Origin of the sequence: Streptomyces sp. Mut1 (genome assembly GCF_030719295.1) — a bacterium.
Taxonomy (GTDB): Bacteria; Actinomycetota; Actinomycetes; order Streptomycetales; family Streptomycetaceae; genus Streptomyces; species Streptomyces castrisilvae.
In genome coordinates this window covers 5,596,459-5,613,722 of record NZ_CP120997.1, presented here as the reverse complement: position 1 = coordinate 5,613,722, position 17,264 = coordinate 5,596,459, and the positions used below count along the sequence as shown (strand labels likewise).

General features: G+C 71.2%; 14 protein-coding genes. 5 read left to right on the top strand and 9 right to left on the bottom strand.

Annotation, left to right across the window (positions count from 1 at the left end):
• The first annotated feature begins 42 nt into the window (after positions 1–42).
• The 3 genes from gcvH to P8A18_RS24525 all read left to right on the top strand — a co-directional run bounded on the left by gcvH (position 43) and on the right by P8A18_RS24525 (position 3,239).
• Complete coding sequence (gcvH, locus tag P8A18_RS24535) at positions 43–420, top strand: glycine cleavage system protein GcvH (RefSeq protein ID WP_306057672.1); 378 nt, start codon at positions 43–45, stop codon at positions 418–420.
• Between the two features lie 20 nt (positions 421–440).
• Entirely contained in the window at positions 441–1,700 is a 1,260-nt protein-coding gene (gene glyA, locus P8A18_RS24530; RefSeq protein ID WP_306057669.1) for a serine hydroxymethyltransferase, read from the top strand.
• A gap of 156 nt (positions 1,701–1,856) precedes the next feature.
• On the top strand, positions 1,857–3,239 hold the full coding sequence (locus P8A18_RS24525; protein WP_306057668.1) for an L-serine ammonia-lyase: 1,383 nt from the start codon (positions 1,857–1,859) through the stop codon (positions 3,237–3,239).
• A 96-nt stretch (positions 3,240–3,335) separates the two neighbouring features.
• Here the strand turns inward: P8A18_RS24525 and P8A18_RS24520 are convergent, their stop codons facing one another.
• From P8A18_RS24520 to P8A18_RS24500, 5 genes are all read right to left on the bottom strand, one after another.
• Positions 3,336–3,707 carry a hypothetical protein gene (locus tag P8A18_RS24520; protein ID WP_306057666.1) on the bottom strand — a complete coding sequence of 124 codons (372 nt, stop codon included), beginning with the start codon at positions 3,705–3,707 and terminating at the stop codon, positions 3,336–3,338.
• Between the two features lie 115 nt (positions 3,708–3,822).
• Positions 3,823–4,314, bottom strand: coding sequence for a hypothetical protein (locus P8A18_RS24515; RefSeq protein ID WP_306057665.1), 492 nt, complete (start codon positions 4,312–4,314; stop codon positions 3,823–3,825).
• Positions 4,315–4,317: 3 nt separating this feature from the next.
• Positions 4,318–8,979 carry a putative T7SS-secreted protein gene (locus P8A18_RS24510; RefSeq protein ID WP_306057664.1) on the bottom strand — a complete coding sequence of 1,554 codons (4,662 nt, stop codon included), beginning with the start codon at positions 8,977–8,979 and terminating at the stop codon, positions 4,318–4,320.
• A 2-nt stretch (positions 8,980–8,981) separates the two neighbouring features.
• Positions 8,982–9,638, bottom strand: a complete 657-nt coding sequence (locus tag P8A18_RS24505) for a hypothetical protein (protein ID WP_306057662.1) — start codon at positions 9,636–9,638, stop codon at positions 8,982–8,984.
• Complete coding sequence (locus tag P8A18_RS24500; protein ID WP_371933787.1) at positions 9,635–9,955, bottom strand: SseB family protein; 321 nt, start codon at positions 9,953–9,955, stop codon at positions 9,635–9,637. The genes P8A18_RS24505 and P8A18_RS24500 overlap by 4 nt, the downstream gene beginning before the upstream one ends.
• 343 nt (positions 9,956–10,298) lie before the next feature.
• On the opposite strand from P8A18_RS24500, the gene metG reads away from it, so the two are divergent.
• Both metG and P8A18_RS24490 read left to right on the top strand, forming a co-directional pair.
• Positions 10,299–12,005 (top strand): methionine--tRNA ligase, encoded by a 1,707-nt coding sequence (metG, locus tag P8A18_RS24495; protein ID WP_306057659.1) that lies wholly within the window; start codon positions 10,299–10,301, stop codon positions 12,003–12,005.
• A 150-nt stretch (positions 12,006–12,155) separates the two neighbouring features.
• Positions 12,156–13,646 (top strand): carboxylesterase/lipase family protein, encoded by a 1,491-nt coding sequence (locus tag P8A18_RS24490; protein ID WP_306057657.1) that lies wholly within the window; start codon positions 12,156–12,158, stop codon positions 13,644–13,646.
• Between the two features lie 12 nt (positions 13,647–13,658).
• Here the strand turns inward: P8A18_RS24490 and P8A18_RS24485 are convergent, their stop codons facing one another.
• From P8A18_RS24485 to P8A18_RS24470, 4 genes are all read right to left on the bottom strand, one after another.
• Positions 13,659–14,621, bottom strand: coding sequence for a CopD family protein (locus tag P8A18_RS24485; RefSeq protein ID WP_306057656.1), 963 nt, complete (start codon positions 14,619–14,621; stop codon positions 13,659–13,661).
• Positions 14,622–14,653: 32 nt separating this feature from the next.
• Positions 14,654–14,869: an EF-hand domain-containing protein gene (locus P8A18_RS24480; RefSeq protein WP_018550129.1), complete on the bottom strand. Its 216-nt coding sequence runs from the start codon at positions 14,867–14,869 to the stop codon at positions 14,654–14,656.
• 94 nt (positions 14,870–14,963) lie between these two features.
• A complete protein-coding gene (locus tag P8A18_RS24475; protein ID WP_306057654.1) occupies positions 14,964–16,169 on the bottom strand; it encodes a YncE family protein in 1,206 nt (401 codons plus the stop codon).
• A complete protein-coding gene (locus tag P8A18_RS24470; RefSeq protein ID WP_306057652.1) occupies positions 16,169–16,972 on the bottom strand; it encodes a polysaccharide deacetylase family protein in 804 nt (267 codons plus the stop codon). The genes P8A18_RS24475 and P8A18_RS24470 overlap by 1 nt, the downstream gene beginning before the upstream one ends.
• Between the last annotated feature and the right edge of the window lie 292 nt (positions 16,973–17,264).

Genomic DNA, 17,264 nt, shown 5'->3' with positions numbered 1-17,264 from the left:
CACGTTCATCAGCACTCCCCCGCGTACAGGAGAATTCAGGTCATGAGCAACCCCCAGCAGCTGCGGTACAGCAAGGAGCACGAGTGGCTGTCGGCCGTCGAGGACGGCGTGGCCACGGTCGGCATCACGGAGCACGCGGCCAACGCGCTCGGTGACGTCGTCTTCGCCCAGCTCCCCGAGGTCGGTGACACGGTGACCGCGGGCGAGACCTGCGGCGAGCTGGAGTCGACCAAGTCGGTCAGCGACCTGTACTCGCCGGTGACCGGTGAGGTCACGGCCTCCAACCAGGACGTCGTGGACGACCCGTCGCTGGTGAACTCCGCTCCGTTCGAAGGCGGCTGGCTGTTCAAGGTACGCGTCGCGGAGGAGCCGAAGGACCTGCTCTCCGCCGACGAGTACACCGAGTTCTCCGGCAACTAAAGACCCCAAGGGACCACCTGATGTCGCTTCTCAACTCCTCCCTCCACGAGCTGGACCCGGACGTCGCCGCCGCCGTCGACGCCGAGCTCCTCCGCCAGCAGTCCACGCTCGAAATGATCGCCTCGGAGAACTTCGCTCCCGTCGCCGTCATGGAGGCGCAGGGCTCCGTCCTGACCAACAAGTACGCCGAGGGCTACCCCGGCCGCCGCTACTACGGCGGCTGCGAGCACGTCGACGTGGTCGAGCAGATCGCGATCGACCGCATCAAGGCGCTCTTCGGCGCCGAGGCCGCGAACGTCCAGCCGCACTCCGGTGCGCAGGCCAACGCCGCCGCGATGTTCGCGCTGCTCAAGCCGGGTGACACCATCATGGGCCTGAACCTGGCGCACGGCGGTCACCTGACCCACGGCATGAAGATCAACTTCTCCGGCAAGCTCTACAACGTGGTCCCGTACCACGTGGACGACGCCGGTGTCGTGGACATGGCCGAGGTCGAGCGCCTCGCCAAGGAGTCCAAGCCGCGGCTGATCGTCGCCGGCTGGTCCGCCTACCCGCGCCAGCTGGACTTCGCCGCCTTCCGCCGCATCGCGGACGAGGTCGGCGCGTACCTGATGGTCGACATGGCGCACTTCGCCGGTCTGGTCGCCGCGGGCCTGCACCCCAACCCGGTGCCGCACGCCCACGTCGTCACCACCACCACGCACAAGACCCTCGGCGGTCCGCGCGGCGGGGTGATCCTCTCCACCCAGGAGCTCGCCAAGAAGATCAACTCGGCGGTCTTCCCGGGTCAGCAGGGCGGCCCGCTGGAGCACGTGATCGCGGCCAAGGCGGTCTCGTTCAAGGTCGCGGCGGGCGAGGAGTTCAAGGAGCGCCAGCAGCGCACCCTGGACGGCGCCCGCATCCTGGCCGAGCGCCTGGTGCAGCCCGACGTCACCGAGGTGGGCGTCTCCGTGCTGTCCGGCGGCACGGACGTGCACCTGGTCCTGGTCGACCTGCGCAACTCCGAGCTGGACGGCCAGCAGGCCGAGGACCGGCTGCACGAGCTGGGCATCACGGTCAACCGGAACGCCATCCCGAACGACCCGCGGCCGCCGATGGTCACCTCGGGCCTGCGGATCGGCACCCCGGCCCTGGCCACCCGCGGTTTCCAGACGGAGGACTTCACCGAGGTCGCGGAGATCATCGCCTCCGCCCTCAAGCCGTCCTACGACGCGGACGACCTGAAGGCCCGGGTCGCGAAGCTCGCCGAGAAGTTCCCGCTGTACCCCGGTCTGAACTAGCCGGACCAGCACATTTGCGTGTCCGGGAGGGGCACCACGCACACTGAACAGTGAGCGCGGTGCCCCATCCCATGCCCCCGCTCTTCGAGCCGCGATCCGGCCCGTACCGCACCACCCGGCAGACAACGGCGTCTACCACATCCTTAGGAGTCACCCGTGGCCATCTCGGTCTTCGACCTGTTCTCGATCGGCATCGGCCCGTCCAGCTCCCATACGGTCGGCCCCATGCGCGCGGCCCGTATGTTCGCGCGCCGGCTGAAGAACGAGGGCCTGCTCGCCCACACCGCCTCGGTCCGCGCCGAGCTGTTCGGCTCCCTCGGCGCCACCGGCCACGGCCACGGCACCCCCAAGGCGGTCCTGCTCGGCCTGGAGGGCGAGTCCCCCCGTACGGTCGACGTCGAGACGGCCGACGCCCGGGTCGAGGCGATCCGCTCCACCGGCCGGCTCAGCCTCCTCGGAATGCACGAGATCGACTTCGACGCGGACGAGCAGCTGGTCCTGCACCGCCGCAAGGCGCTCCCGTACCACGCCAACGGCATGACCGTCTTCGCGTACGACGCCGAGGGCGCCCCGCTCCTGGAGAAGACGTACTACTCGGTCGGCGGCGGCTTCGTCGTGGACGAGGACGCCGTGGGCGAGGACCGGATCGTGCCCGACGACACGGTCCTGAAGCACCCCTTCCGCACCGGTGACGAACTGCTGCGCCTCGCCCGCGAGACCGGCCTGTCGATCTCCTCGCTCATGCTGGAGAACGAGCGCGCCTGGCGCACCGAGGACGAGATCCGCTCCGGCCTCCTGGACATCTGGCGCGCCATGCAGGCGTGCGTGTCCCGGGGCATGTCCCGGGAGGGCATCCTGCCCGGCGGCCTCAAGGTCCACCGCCGCGCCGCGAAGACCGCCCGCCAGCTGCGCGCGGAGGGCGACCCCCAGGCGCACGCCATGGAGTGGATCACCCTCTACGCGATGGCGGTCAACGAGGAGAACGCGGCGGGCGGCCGCGTCGTCACCGCCCCGACGAACGGCGCGGCCGGCATCATCCCGGCCGTCCTGCACTACTGGATGAACTTCGCCGCGGGCGGCTGCACGGAGGCCGAGAAGGAGGACGGCATCGTCCGCTTCCTGCTGGCGGCCGGCGCGATCGGCATGCTGTTCAAGGAGAACGCCTCCATCTCCGGCGCCGAGGTCGGCTGCCAGGGCGAGGTCGGCTCCGCCTGCTCCATGGCCGCCGGCGCCCTCGCGGAGGTCCTGGGCGGCTCCCCCGAGCAGGTGGAGAACGCCGCCGAGATCGGCATGGAGCACAACCTGGGCCTGACCTGCGACCCGGTCGGCGGCCTCGTCCAGATCCCGTGCATCGAGCGCAACGGCATGGCCGCGGTCAAGGCCGTCACCGCGGCGAAGATGGCGCTGCGCGGCGACGGCAGCCACAAGGTCTCCCTCGACAAGGTCATCAAGACCATGAAGGAGACCGGGGCGGACATGTCCGTCAAGTACAAGGAGACGGCGCGGGGCGGGCTCGCGGTGAACATCATCGAGTGCTGACCGAACAGGCCCTGACCAGCGCGTTCGCTTCTTGCAGCGCTGTCAGGGCCGATTCTGCTCACCCGACGGGCAGTTCCTGGGATCTCTGCGGGACAGTCACTGTTCCAGTTCCGCCGCGCGTTCCTTGAGTTCCTCGGCGAACGCGTCCCAGTCGGGTCCGAAGCAGAGCAGGTCGGCGGCCGCTTCCCGGAGCAGTCGCGGGTCATCGGGACGTTGCAGGCAGGCCAGGCGGTAGGCGAGATTCCGCGCCCAGGGCGGCAGCGCCATCCAGTCCTCGGCCAGGAGCTCTCGAAGCATGGTGAGAATCTCGTCGGCCGTCGCGAAGGTGAGCTTCTCGACGAAGTCGCGGGTGGCTTCGTTGATCTGCCGGCTGTCCGCGCTGTCGATGGCCCAACTGAGGCACTTGGCGGCGAGGGTCGAGTCGGGCATCTCTCGCTCTTCGTCGGGGGTGAGGAACTCTCGGTGCATGTCAGCCTGAAATCCTTTCCGCTGCACGGCGACCAATGGGGACAGCTCGCACCACCCCCTCACGAACTCCGGCGTGAACACTCGACGCTCCTCAGCAAGGCGGCCCCGGGTGGTTCTACTCAACGAACTCCGGGGAGAGCCAGAACGAGATGAATTCCGTACCGTTCAGACCGATATGAACGCCATCGGCGATCTCTACCAGCTTCTCGGGAACCCGTCGATCCCGTACGACTCGGACCAATCCCGAAGTCTCATCGAACAGAACATCCCAGTCCGATCGATCGATCGATACAGAAATATGCTCCTCAAGCGGGGGGTCGTCCAGTTCCACTGTCACGGCACCACTCTCGGAGACCGGCAGTTCCAATTCCTCCCGCTGCCACGATTCCTTCGGCAGGTAACCCCACACATAGAGGGCGCGACCGCTGTCCACCGCCACCTCCAGCTGAAGGGTGTCGGCGACGAGACTGGTTCGTCCCCCGCCCCCTTCCAGCCTGGCCAGGTCGTCAAGGCTCCGCGGCTGGAAGCTGAACCCTCGGTCCGACTCGGAGTAGCGAAGCGTACCTTCCAGTGGGTTCGCTGCTTCAACGGTGAATTCGTGCGCCATTTCTTACCTAACGAAATTGAAGTGCAGGATGGTGTTGGTGTTGGTGTCGACAACCAATTCCCAGGTGCCGGCTTTCCCGTTCAGGGCACCTGGAGTGTCCCACCTGACCGCCCCAGCAGCCCCTCGCGGGTCCAGCTTCGGCGCGCTTCCTTCCATGATTTCGCTGACGACCTGTGTGGAACGCATGTACGGCCGCGCCACTCTGCCGTCCTTGGTGACGTCATCGAAGTGATTCGCCACCGTCTGCGTCATCTTCAGATCACCCGCATCGACCTTGGATGCCAGTTCGGCCGGGTCGGACGACGGCCCGGACCCGTGCTCGTAGTCCGGCGCCAGCCCCAGGCGGTCCGTCCACCGGTGCGGGTTGTCCACGTACGTGACGGGGTTGGGTGCCGGCGCCAGCCCCAGCGGGTCGGGGGAGACATAACGGCCGGTCGCCGGGTCGTAGTGGCGGAAGACGTTGTAGTGGAGGCCGGATTCCGGGTCGTAGTACTGGCCGGGGAAGCGGAGGGGGGTGTACGTGGTGCTGGTGCGGGGCCAGGCGGTGGTGCCCCAGAGGGTGGCGCGGGCGCGCCAGGCGGTGTGGCCGGTCTCGTCGATGAGTTCGGTGGGGGTGCCGACGAGGTCGGTGGCGATGGCGAAGAAGCGGCGGTCGATCTCCGTCTGGCGGTCGTCGGCGGTGAGGATGCGTTCGGTCTGGGACAGCGGGGCCAGGCCGCGGTGGTCCCAGGTGAGGGCGACCGTGTTCGGGTCGTCGGGCTGGTGGGTGGTCTGCTCGCAGAGGGTGAGCCCGTCCCAGGTGAAGCGGGTCTCCTCGGCCACGTTTCCGTCGGCGGTCAGGCGTTGTTTGGCGGTGCGGCGGCCGATCGGGTCGTAGCGGTAGCGCCAGCGGGTGCCGTCGGGGGTGGTGACGGAGGTGAGGCGGTTCTCGGTGTCCCAGGTGTAGCGCCAGGTGTCGGGCTTGCGGGAGAGCCGGGTCTTGCGGCGCAGGGTGACCCGGCCGAGGGCGTCGTACTCGAAGCGGACGTCTCCGGCACGGGTGAGGGTGGTGCCGGTGTAGGCGCGGGAGCCGGTGGCCTCGGTGCCGGGGTGGGAGGAGGGCCAGGTGGCGGAGGTCTGGTTGCCGGCGTCGTCGTAGGCGTAGCGCTCGGTCCAGTTCTGGGCGTGGACGGCGGTGACACGGCCTGCCGCGTCGAGGTCGAAGGTGCGGGTGCCGGACTTCCGGTCGGCGACGGATATCAGGTGGCCGTCGGCGCGGTAGGTGTAGGCGCGGCTGTTGACGGCCCGGGTCCCGGCGTCGATGTGCTGGGCGGTGAGGCGTCCGGCCTCGTCCCAGGCGGAGGTCATGGTCAGCGCGTCGTCGTAGGCGCGGGTGAGTTCGCGCCCGGCGTCGTCGTGGGTGAAGTCGATGCGGTGGCCGCCGCTGTCGAGGCTCAGGGGCCGGCTGTCGGGGCCGTAGGCGTACGAGGTGGCGTGGCCGGTGGGGGTGGTGCGCCGGGTGCGGCGGCCCAGGACGTCGTACGAGAAGGAGACCGGGCGGCCGTCCACCAGTTCCGCCTTGGTCCGGCCCATGCGGTCGTACTGGTAGCGGATCTCGCTCTCCGGGCCCACCGCTTCGAGGAGGCGCCCCGCCCGGTCGTAGGCGTACGTCGTCACCCGGCCGTCGACGTCCTTGCGGAGGACCTGGCCGAGCGGGTCGCGTTCGTACGCGATGGTCCCGCCCAGGGCGTCGGTGCGGGCGGTGAGCCTGCCCGCCGCGTCCGTCTCGTAAGTGAGGGTGCGGCCGTCGAAGTCGGTCTCGGCAACCATGCGGCCCGCCGCGTCGTACACGTAACTCCAGGCCAGCCCCTGCGGGTTGGTGACGCGGGTGAGGCGCAGTGCGCGGTCGTGCTCGAACTCGTAGCGGGCGCCCTCCGGTCCGGTGCGGGCGGCGAGGAGGTCGAAGTGGGTGTACTCGAAGCGGGAGACGCCACCCAACGCGTCGGTGTGCGTGAGGGCGTTGCCCTCGCCGTCGTACGTCCATGACTCGGTGGTGCCGTCCGGTGCCGTGCGGCGGACGAGCTGCCCGTCGGGGTGCCACTCCAGGCGGGTGACGCCGCCGGCCGGGCCGGTGATGCGGACCGGTCGGCCGAGGGCGTCCCGCTCGGTGCGGGTGACGGCGCCGCCGGGGCCGGTCACCCGCACGGTCAGGCCGGCCGCGTCGCACTCGACCTGGGTGGTGGCGCCGAGGGCGTCGGTGACGGAGATGAGCCGGCCGGCGTCGTCGTAGAGGTAGCGGGTGGTCGCGCCGGCCGGGTCGGTGACCGCGGTGCGGTTGCCGCGTTCGTCGAACTCCTGGAGCACCCGGTTGCCGTCCGGGCCGATGATCTCCACGGGCAGGCCGGACGCGTCGCGGACGGTGCGCAGTTCGGCGCCGTCCGGGGCGGTGGTGGCGACGAGCCGGGCGTCCTCGTCGTACGCGAAGGCGGTGCGATGGCCCAGCGGGTCGGTGCGGGAGTGCAGGTTGCCGTGCGGGTCGTGGGTGAAGCGGGTGGTGTGGCCGAGCGGGTCGGTGACCGCGAGGGGGAGGCAGCCGGGACCGAAGACGTGGCGGGTGATGTGGCCGTCGGCGGTGGTGAGCGTGGTGGTGCGGTGGCCGGTCTCGGGGTCCGGGTCGGTGTAGGCCAGGGTGATCTGTACGTGCCCGGCCTCGCCGCCCTCCGCGACGACGCGGTCCTGGTCGTCGTAGACGTAGTCGTAGCGGCTGTTGTTCGAGTCGATCCAGGCGATGACGCGGCGGCGGTCGTCGTAGACGAAGGTGGTCGTGGCGCCGGACGGCTTGGTGACGGTGGTGAGGTCGCCGTCCTCGTAGCCGTAGCTCATCAGGGGCAGGTCCGCGCCGTCCTCGCCCGCGCCCGTCAGGGACAGGGCGGTGATCCGGCCGTCGGCGGTCGTCAGGCCGAGCCGACGGCCCGCGGAGTGGACCAGAGCCAGCGGCAGCCCGTCCTCGTCGCGGTCGACGGTGATCCGGTGGCCGTTGCGGTCGGTGACCTCGCCGAGCCAGGCCACGCCGTCGCCCCCGGGCTCCGCGCCGCGCGGGCCGTCGAAGTCGAGGACCAGGCCGCTGTCCGTGTCGGTGACCGTGTAGTCGCCGTTCGCGTCGCGGGCCAGCAGCGTGCGGGCCCGTCCCGACTCCGGCCGGACGGGCGCGCCGGGGGCCGGGTGCGGGTAGCGGATCAGGAGGCCGTCGGCGGTGACGTGGAGGACGCCGATGGAGTCGATCTGGAGGCGTTCGTCGACGGTGGAGGTCCAGGACGGGCCCAGGAAGCGGCCGGCGGTCAGGCCGGACTCGGTGCGGCGGGTGAACAGCAACGGCAGGATGCCGGGGATCACGACGTCGGTCTGCGGCAGGAACATCCGGCCCGAGGCCAGGTCGACCGGGTCGGTGTCGTCGGTGACGCGCTCGCCGGGCTTGCGGGTGTGAGTGCCCTCCGGGGCGTCGTCCGCCAGCCTGCGCAGCCGGGCGATGTCGGACGCCTCGTCGACGACGCGCAGGCCCTTCACCGCGGCGCCGCCACCACCCGTGGCGACGGTCAGCGCGAGGTCGGGGATCAGCCGGCCGACGCCCTCGGCCGGGTCCTTCATGAAGTCCTTGACCATCTGGCTGCCGGTGCCGACCGGGTCGTTCGCGGCGACCACCAGACCGGCGGCCAGGCTGTTGAGCGAGGTGACGTACTCGGCCGGATGCGTCAGGTTGTACGGGTCCATCGGGTTGATGCCACGGACGAAGTTGACAATGCCCGCCGACGCCTTGATGATCCCGCCGTCCAAGTGCATCCCCATGACCTGGGACTCCTCGAACCCGTCCCGCACCTGCTCCGCGTACGAGGGCTTCTCCGGCGCCATGTCCCGGGCGGCCTGCACCGCCGTACGCGCGGTCCGCGCCGCCGTGTTGCGCTGCTCACGGGCGGCGGCGAGCAGCTCCTGCGCCTCCTGCATCAGCTTCTTGCCCGGGTCGGTGAACGTCGAGGCGGGCCTCGGCGGCAGCGAGGACGGATCGCGCTTGTCGGCGGGCTGGGCGTTGTAGCGGTCGACGGCACTGTTGTAGGCGTCGACCTTCTTGCGGTGGGCGTCCGCGGCGTCCTCGGACGCCTTGACACCCTCCTTCCACTTGTCGATCGCCGTCTGCGCCTGACCCTGCGCCCAGGTCACGGTGTCCGCGAACGAGTCGAGCGCCCCCAGCGCCTTGGTCGTGGCGTCGGCGGCCGCGTACCATTTCGGCGGCTGGGTGCTCACCGCCGTACGCAGCGCGTTCGCCGTCTCGCCCTTGAGCTCACCGGAGTTCAGCCCCTTGAGCCCGTCCCCGGTGCCGTCGAACGCCGACTGGAACGCCCGGAGCTTCGTCACCGTGGCATTGATCTTGCTGGGGCTGCCGTAGATCAGCTTGGTCTTGTCCTCGGTCTGCCCGAGGTCCATCTCATCGACCTCGGCGCCCAGCCGGTTGGCGACCGAACGGGACTGCTCACGCACCCAGTCCGCACCGGAATCCCAGCCGACGTCGTCCAGCCGGTCGGCCGTCCAGTTCCCCGCGTCCTCGACCCGGTCGCCCACCCACTCGACGCCGTCCTCGATCACGTCCTCGACCGCGTCCGGCGTGAGGTCGCTGATGATGTCGCCGATACCCACGGTCAGTTGCCCCCCGGCTCACTCTGCTGCTGCGCCTGCTGAGCGCGTTCCTCCGGCGACGGGCCGAACGTCTCGTCCAGCATGCCGTCGAACTGCTGGTCGGAGATGCCGAGCGCGTTGTTGAACAGGTCGGACTGCCGGCCCCCGTACCCCTCGGTGAGGACCGTGCGCCCGGTGTCCTTCCAGGTCTGGCCCATGTCCTGGCCGGCCTTCTCGAACGACTCCGGACTGTAGTCCGGACTCAGGTAGTCCGGAGTGAAGATGTCGCCCCAGTCCTGCTGCGCGATCTCCTCCTCGCTCGCGTGCGGGTTCCCGCCGAACACGGCGTTCGCACCCACCTTCAGCGTGCCCGCGAGGTACTGGTCGTTCTCCCACTGCGTACCCGCCGCAAGCCCCAGCCGGTCCGCGAGCCCGCTCGCGTCCCGCACCAGCGCCCGCACCCCCCACTCCCACCGCTCGCAGAAGTCCTCGAAGTCGACCGAGAGCCCGTGGTGCCCGGTCTCCATCCCCGTCATCGACAGCTCCGAGAAGCCCTTGCCCATCACCGAACCGGTGGCACCACCGAGATCCCCCAGCTCGTCGATCGTCGAGTTCAGCCCCTTGGTGAACTTGGCCACCGACGACTTGTCGAGGTGCAGATCCGCGCCGTCGCCGCTCACGCCCGCACCTCACCGGCATCGACGGCAACTGCCTCCGGAACGATCCCCACGACCGGCGGGAAGAACATCGCCCCGTCCTCCGTCGCGACGTCCACGGCCAGACCGGCGGGCTCACCCAGGGCAGGCACGATCTCGTCCACGATCCGCGCTCCCAGCAGCGCCGCGTACTCCACGGGCTGATCGCCCGGGACGTGGTGCCGGACGAACCGGGCCAGAGCCGTCTCGTCCGTGAAGCCGTGGACCCACCGCACCCCGCCCACCCGCGCCGACCACAGACAGTCACCGGACATCGGTACCAGAAGCACCGAACGCCGCATCTCACCGACCAGCGCCCGCGGGTCCCCGACCCCGCTCCTCCGCTCGGCTATGCGCTCGGCCAGCGCTCCCCCGGATCGCTCCACGGCCCCTCCCCCTCCTGCGAACTCACGACACCGTAGACCAGGACGCGTGGCCGGCCGGTCGCGGTTCTCTCAGGCCTGGCCGCCCCCGCGGAAATCCGGTAAGGGACGCCTCCCCCCATTCGATAGGATGCCCATGGCCTGCAACAGAGGTACCGGCACGCTCCGCATGCGAGTGGTGCCGCCTCGGCAGGAATCCGACCTCGACTCCATTGCCGGGCCGCAGACGGCTCATCGCAGTAGAAATTGGGAGCATCCGACGATGACTCGACACCTGATCACCAGCGCGCTTCCGTATATCAACGGGATCAAGCACCTGGGGAACCTGGTCGGGTCGATGCTCCCGGCGGACGTCTACACGCGGTATCTGCGCCAGCGGGGCGAGGAGGCGCTGTACATCTGCGCGACCGACGAGCACGGCACCCCGGCCGAGCTGGCCGCGAAGGCCGCCGGGCTGCCGGTGGCGGACTTCTGCGCCGAGCAGCACGAGGCGCAGAAGGCGGTCTACGACGGCTTCGGGCTCTCCTTCGACTACTTCGGCCGCAGCTCCTCCGCGCAGAACCGCGAGATCACGCAGCACTTCGCCCGCAAGCTCCAGGAGAACGGCTTCATCGAGGAGCGGGCGATCCGCCAGGTCTTCTCGATCGCCGACGACCGCTTCCTGCCGGACCGCTACATCGTCGGTACGTGCCCGCACTGCGGGTACGACAAGGCGCGCGGCGACCAGTGCGAGAACTGCACCCGGGTGCTGGACCCGACGGACCTGATCGAGCCCCGCTCCGCGATCAGCGGCAGCAGCGAGCTGGAGGTCCGCGAGACCAAGCACCTCTTCCTCCTCCAGTCCAAGCTGGACGGCGAGGTCGAGGCGTGGATCGACGAGACCAGCGGCGAGTGGCCGCACCTGGCCTCCTCGATCGCCCGCAAGTGGCTCACCGAGGGCCTGCACGACCGGTCGATCACCCGTGACCTGGAATGGGGCGTGCCCGTCCCCGCCGACACCTGGCCGGAGCTGGCGGCGGAGGGCAAGGTCTTCTACGTCTGGTTCGACGCCCCCATCGAGTACCTCGGTGCGACGAAGGAGTGGGCGGACCTGGAGCCGGAGACCCGGGACTGGAAGTCCTGGTGGTACGAGGCGTCCGACGTCCGGTACACGCAGTTCATGGCCAAGGACAACGTCCCGTTCCACACGGTGATGTTCCCGGCCATGGAGATCGGCACCCGCGAGCCGGTCAAGCGCGTCGACCACGTCAAGGCCTTCAACTGGCTGAACTACTACGGCGGCAAGTTCTCGACGTCCCAGCAGCGGGGCATCTTCTCCGACACCGCCCTCGAACTGCTGCCGGCCGACTACTGGCGCTACTTCCTGATGGCGCAGGCGCCGGAGTCGGACGACACGTCCTTCACCTGGGAGCTGTTCGCCACCTCGGTGAACAAGGACCTCGCCGACACCCTCGGCAACTTCGTGAACCGGGTGCTGTCCTTCTCGCGCAAGCGGTTCGGTGACGCCGTACCCGCGGGCAAGGAGGCCGGGGACGCCGAGCGGAAGCTGGGCGAGGAGATCGCGGGCCTGCTCGCCGAGTACGAGGGCCACATGGAGGGGCTCCAGTTCCGCAAGGCGGCCCAGGCCCTGCGGGCACTGTGGAGCGCGGGCAACTCCTACCTGGAGGAGAAGGCCCCCTGGCTGGAGATCAAGACCGACCAGGAGGGCGCGGCCCTCACCCTGCGGACCGCGATGAACCTGATCCACCTGTACGCGGTCGTCTCGGAGCCGTTCATCCCGTCGTCCGCGCGGGCCATGCGCGAGGCGTTCGCCCTGGCCGACGACACCGCGACGTGGGTGAGCGCCGACGAGGCCCGCGCCCTGGCGTCCGTGCCGGCCGGGACCGCGTTCACGGTGCCGCCGGTCCTCTTCGCCAAGATCACCGACGAGGACCTCGACGCCTGGCGCTCGCGGTTCGGCGCCCAGTAGCAGCACGGGACGGCGAAGGCGGGTCCGCGCACCGCAGGACGGGTGCGCGGGCCCGCCTTCGCCGTTTCGGCGGCCCACCCCTGGCCACCCGTCCGGGTCCGTGGTCTGCTGGAACCCACGCCCCGACGACCGCGGAAGGGCCGGTATCCCATGGCAGCGGCACCCCCTCCGATATCCGGGCCGTCCGCCGGGCGGTCCGCCCCGCACGCCGACACCGTCCATGGAACCGTCCGGGGCGCGCACGAGCGGGGCGTCGCCGTGTTCCGGGGCATCCCGTACGCGGCCGCCCCGGTGGGCCCGCTCCGGTTCCGTCCGCCGGAGCCGCCGGAGCCGTGGGCCGGGGTGCGGGCGGCGGTGGACTTCGGCCCGACCGCGCCCAAGCGGCCGTACGCCCCGCCGCTCGACCGGCTGCTGGCCGATCCCTCGGTGCCGGGCGAGGACTGCCTCAACCTGAACGTCTGGACGCCGTCCCCGGACCGCACCGGGCTGCCCGTCCTGGTCTGGATACACGGCGGCGCGCTGCTGCACGGCTCGTCCGTCCTGCCGCTGTACGACGGGACGGCGTTCGCCCGCGACGGTGTGGTGCTCGTGTCGCTCAACTACCGCCTGGGCATCGAGGGGTTCGGGGTCTTCCCGGACGCCCCCGCCAACCGCGGCCTCCTCGACCAGCTGGCCGCCCTCGCCTGGGTACGGGACAACATCGCGGCGTTCGGCGGCGATCCGGACCTGGTCACGGTGTGCGGCGAGTCGGCGGGGGCCATCAGCCTCGGCGCGCTGCTCGCCGCTCCCCGGGCCCGGGGCCTGTTCCGGCGGGCCGTGCTCCAGAGCGGGGCGCCGGACGCGGTGCCGGTGGCCGAGGGGCGCCGGACGACCGAACTCGTCGCGAAGCGGCTGGGGGTGGCGGCGACGGCCGAGGCGCTGGCCGGTGTGGCCCCGGCCGCGCTGCTGGCCGCGCAGGGCGAGGTGACGGCCAAGGGCACCCCGCTGACCGGTGGGAACGCCTTCCGGATCGTGGTGGACGGCGAACTGCTGCCCCGCGACCCGATGGAGGCCCTGCGCGCCGGCGCCGCGTCCGGTGTCGACCTGCTGATGGGCTCGAACACCGAGGAGTACCGCCTCTGGTTCGTGCCCAGCGGCCTGACCGAACAGCTCTCGCGCGCCAGGCTCCGGCTGGCGCTGCTGAAGTTCCGGGTGCCGCGCGCCACCGCGCGGACGTACCGTGCCAACCGGCCCGGTGCCACGCCGGGTGAACTGCTCGGGGCGCTCGCCACCGACGTGCTGCTGCGGGTGCCGCTGAACCGGCTGGCCGACGCCCGTACGGCCGGCCCCGGCTCCACCCGCCTCTACGAGTTCGGCTGGCCCTCCCCCGTGATGGGGCTCGGCGCCTGCCACGCGCTGGAGATCGGCTTCGTCTTCGACACCCTCGGCGGGCCCGACGCCGTGGCGCTGGCCGGGCCGGACGCCCCGCGCGAGCTGGCCGCCTCGATGCACGCGGCCTGGGTGCGGTTCGCGACGTCCGGCGACCCGGGCTGGCCGGTCTGGAACGCCTCGCGCCCGGTGATGCGCTTCGGGCCGGGCGCGCCGCGGCTGGTGCGGTCCCCGCGCGACGACGAGCTGCGCGGCTGGCCGCCGTACCGGTAGGGCGTACGCGGGTCAGCGGGTGCTGAGCCAGTGCGGGTCGGGGACGACGGTGAGGACGGCGGAGACCAGCACGACGGCCACCAGCGCGACCACCTCGCGGCGGGCGGCCCGGTGGGCGCCGGCCGGGTCGGCCCCGCTCCGCAGCCGCCGCCGCGCGCTCAGGGCGAGGACGCTCACCACCACCATCAGCGCCAGCTTGGCGAGCAGGGTGCGTCCGTAAGCCGAGGTGAGGACGACATCCGCCGGCAGCCGGCGCAGGGCGCTGCACGTACCGGTCACCGCGAGCGCCGCGTACAGCCACGCGGCGAGGCGCGCGTACCGGGCGAGCAGCGTGCGGGCCGCGTCCGGGGCGGCCCGCCACAGGCGCAGGGTGCGCAGGACGTGCACGAGCCCGCCGGTCCACAGCGAGGCGGCGGTCAGGTGCACGACGGTCAGCGCGGCGCCCACCAGCGGGCTGTACGCCTCGGGGTGGGCCCGCAGCGCCTCCGCGCCGACGACCGCGGCGAGCGGCAGGGCGGCGAGGCCGGGGCGTCTGCTCACCGCGCAACAGGCGGCCAGCGCGAAGCCGTTGGCGGTCAGGAGCAGCAGGCCGCCCTCGCGCGTCGCGTACGTCTCGACCAGGCCGAGGTCGCTGACCCGGGCGAGCCGGGCGATCTGGCCCGCCGCCGCGAGGGCGCCGGCGACCGAGGCGGCCGCGGACCAGCCGCGCGGGGCGGTGTCCGGGCGGCCGGGGACGGAGCGGGCGAGCGCGGTGACGGCGAGGGCGCCCAGATGCACGGCGAGGGCGCCGAAGAGGACCGCGCGCAGCAGGGTCGCGGTCCCGGCGCCGGGGATGCGCAGTTCACCGGTTCCGTGGGTGGCCGCCGACGCGCCGAGCAGGGCCGCGGCCACGGCGGGGGCCCAGAGCGCCGCCAGGGCCAGGACGGCGGTGACGGACCGGCGGCGGGCGGGTGCGGGCGCACGGGCGGGATCCACTGGCACCCCTCCCCTTCCCGGCCGCCCCGGTGTCAGCCCTTGTTCTGCGCGGCCCAGAACTCGTCGAAGGTGAGGAGCCCGTCGCCGTTGGCGTCGTGGGAGTTGATCACGGCCTGGGCGACCGGCTCGGTGACGTGGGGGTCGCCGAGCTGGGCCATGACGCTCTTGTACTCGGCGGCCGAGATCAGCCCGTCGCCGTTCAGGTCGTACCGCTCGAAAGCCTTGCGCGCCGACTCGATGTCCGCCACGTTTCCACCCCTTCGTATGACTGTCCTACGAAGCTCAGATTATCGGGCGCCCGGGGTGGCTCTCACAGCGGCCGGTGGGTGGGTTCCCCGGGGCTCAGCGGAAGACGCCGGTGTGGCCGAGCGAGTAGCGGCCCGGCTGGGGGTAGACGGCGAGGCCGTGCGGGCCGCTGCCCACCGGGATGCGGGCGAGCTGCTTGCCGGTGGTGGTGTCGATCGCGTACACCTCGGCGTCGTAACGCCCGGACAGCCACAGCACCTTGCCGTCGGCGGAGACCCCGCCCATGTCCGGGCTGCCGCCGTTCGGCAGGTGCCACTTCTTCGCCAGCTTCTTGTGCGCGAAGTCGAAGACGGAGACGGAGCCCTCGCCCCGGTTGGAGATGTACATCTCCTTGGCGTCGCGGCTGACGTAGAGCCCGTGGCAGCCCTTGCCGGTCGGCAGCAGCTTCGGGGTGGTGAACTTCTCGCCGTCCAGCACCCACATGCCGTCGGCCTTCATGTCCGCGATGTAGAACGTGCCGCCGTCCGGGGAGAGCTTGACGTCCTGCGGCATGGCCCCGTCGAACGGCAGCTTCTGGTGGGCGACGACCTCCATCTTCTCGGTGTCGACCTTGAGGAGTTCGCCGGAGAACTCGCAGGAGACGATGAAGTACCGGCCGTCGGAGGAGAAGTCGGCGTGGTTGACGCCCGCGCAGCTGACCGGCACGGCCTTGGCCGTCTTCATGGTGTGCGCGTCGCGGAAGACCAGCTCGCGGTCCATGGAGGCCATCACGATGGCGTACTTGCCGTTCGGTGTGAAGTAGAGGTTGTACGGGTCGGAGACGCCGACCGTCCTGCCCGCCTTGCCGGTCGCCGGGTCGATGGCGGTGAGGCTGTCGCCGACGTCGTTGTTGACCCAGAGCGTCTTCAGGTCCCAGGACGGCACGACGTGCTGCGGCTGCCGGCCGACCGGGATGGTCTCGATGACCTTGTACGTGGCGGGGTCGATGACCGTCACCGTGTCGGAGTTGGTGTTGGGCACGTAGACGCGGGACGGGAAGTCCTTGACGACCGGGGACAGCTTTCCGGGGGCGTCGGCCGCGTACACGTTCTTCGGGTCGAGCACCGGCGGCATCCCGGCCAGCCCCGGCGGGGTGACGTGCCGGGCCCTGACGGTCGGGCTGGCCGCTTCGGCGGCGGGGGCGGCCTTGTCGGCGGAGGTGCCGCAGCCGGCGAGCGCGGCGAGCAGGACGCCGCCGAGCAGTGCGGCGGCGCGCGGGACGGTGGTTCGCGGGGTGGTGGTTCGCGGTGTGGTGGGAGGCATCAGGTCAGCAGCTCCGTGGTCGTCACCGCGCGCAGTTGGCGGCGGTCGATTTCGGTGAGGAGGAGGGGCAGCGCGGCGACCGTGTCCGCGTAGCCGAAATGCATGCTCACCACCGATCCGTTGCGGATCTCACCGGCCACCTTGCGGGTGACGGCCGCGGCGCCGGGCGAGGTGAAGTCGAGGGAGTCCACGTCGTAGGACAGGACGTGGGGGTAGCCCGCCCGCGCGGCGAGCCGCTGGACGAGGGGCGTGGCGTACTGGGTGCGCGAGGGGCGGAACCAGGTGCCGATGGAGCCGGTGAGCCGGCGCAGCCGCTGGGCGCAGCCGGTGATCTCCGCGTAGGCGCGGGTCTCGTCCAGGGCGGAGATGTCGATGTGGTTCTGGGTGTGGTTGCCGAGGTCGTGGCCGCCGTCGAGGATGCGGCGGGCCATCTCGGGGTGCTCGTCGAGCCAGCTGCCCACGGCGAGGACGGTGACCCTGGCGTGGGCGCGTTCGGCCTCGGCGAGCACGGTCCTGGCGATGGCGGGGTCGCCCTGGCCGTGGAAGGTGAGGGCGACGCGGGCCCGGTCGCGCGGGCCGCTGGTGATCTGTGCCGGCTGACCGGGGAAGCGGCGCGGGGCGGGGGCGGGGGCGTGCGCTCCGGCGGGGGTGGCGGCGGGCCCGCTCGGCGTGGCATGGGGTACGGCTCCCGCGGCCGCGCCCGCGGGGTTCCGCTCACCGCAGCCGGCGGTGAGGGCGACGGCCGCCGCGGCTCCCGCGCGCAGGGCGCTGCGGCGGTGCACCGATGCGTCGGGGGTGTTCATGGCAGAACAGTAGGGGCGATGTGACCGGAACATCCCGATCGACTCCGGCGACTCCCCCGACAGGACCTCGGGATACACGCCGTCCACATTCCGGACGATCAAAGGATCATGCGTGGATACCCATGAATATTCATGGATTTCCAGGCAAGTGACCCAGCACACCTGCGTTTGTTCGATGAAATGTCCTGATATCTCACTCAATGCGCGCTATACGGCTTTGACTAGGGAGTCGTCCGTCTGCCATAGTCGGTGGCACGACCCCCATTGACCCGGGCCAGGTCGTCACGAGCGG

What these genes read in the sequence shown, in the direction of transcription:
- gcvH (WP_306057672.1), top strand. Translation starts at nt 43, where the DNA reads ATGAGCAACCCCCAGCAGCTGCGGTACAGCAAGGAGCACGAGTGGCTG.
- glyA (WP_306057669.1), top strand. Translation starts at nt 441, where the DNA reads ATGTCGCTTCTCAACTCCTCCCTCCACGAGCTGGACCCGGACGTCGCC.
- P8A18_RS24520 (WP_306057666.1), bottom strand. Translation starts at nt 3,707, where the DNA reads ATGCACCGAGAGTTCCTCACCCCCGACGAAGAGCGAGAGATGCCCGAC.
- P8A18_RS24515 (WP_306057665.1), bottom strand. Translation starts at nt 4,314, where the DNA reads ATGGCGCACGAATTCACCGTTGAAGCAGCGAACCCACTGGAAGGTACG.
- P8A18_RS24500 (WP_371933787.1), bottom strand. Translation starts at nt 9,955, where the DNA reads ATGCGGCGTTCGGTGCTTCTGGTACCGATGTCCGGTGACTGTCTGTGG.
- metG (WP_306057659.1), top strand. Translation starts at nt 10,299, where the DNA reads ATGACTCGACACCTGATCACCAGCGCGCTTCCGTATATCAACGGGATC.
- P8A18_RS24490 (WP_306057657.1), top strand. Translation starts at nt 12,156, where the DNA reads ATGGCAGCGGCACCCCCTCCGATATCCGGGCCGTCCGCCGGGCGGTCC.
- P8A18_RS24475 (WP_306057654.1), bottom strand. Translation starts at nt 16,169, where the DNA reads ATGCCTCCCACCACACCGCGAACCACCACCCCGCGAACCACCGTCCCG.
- P8A18_RS24470 (WP_306057652.1), bottom strand. Translation starts at nt 16,972, where the DNA reads ATGAACACCCCCGACGCATCGGTGCACCGCCGCAGCGCCCTGCGCGCG.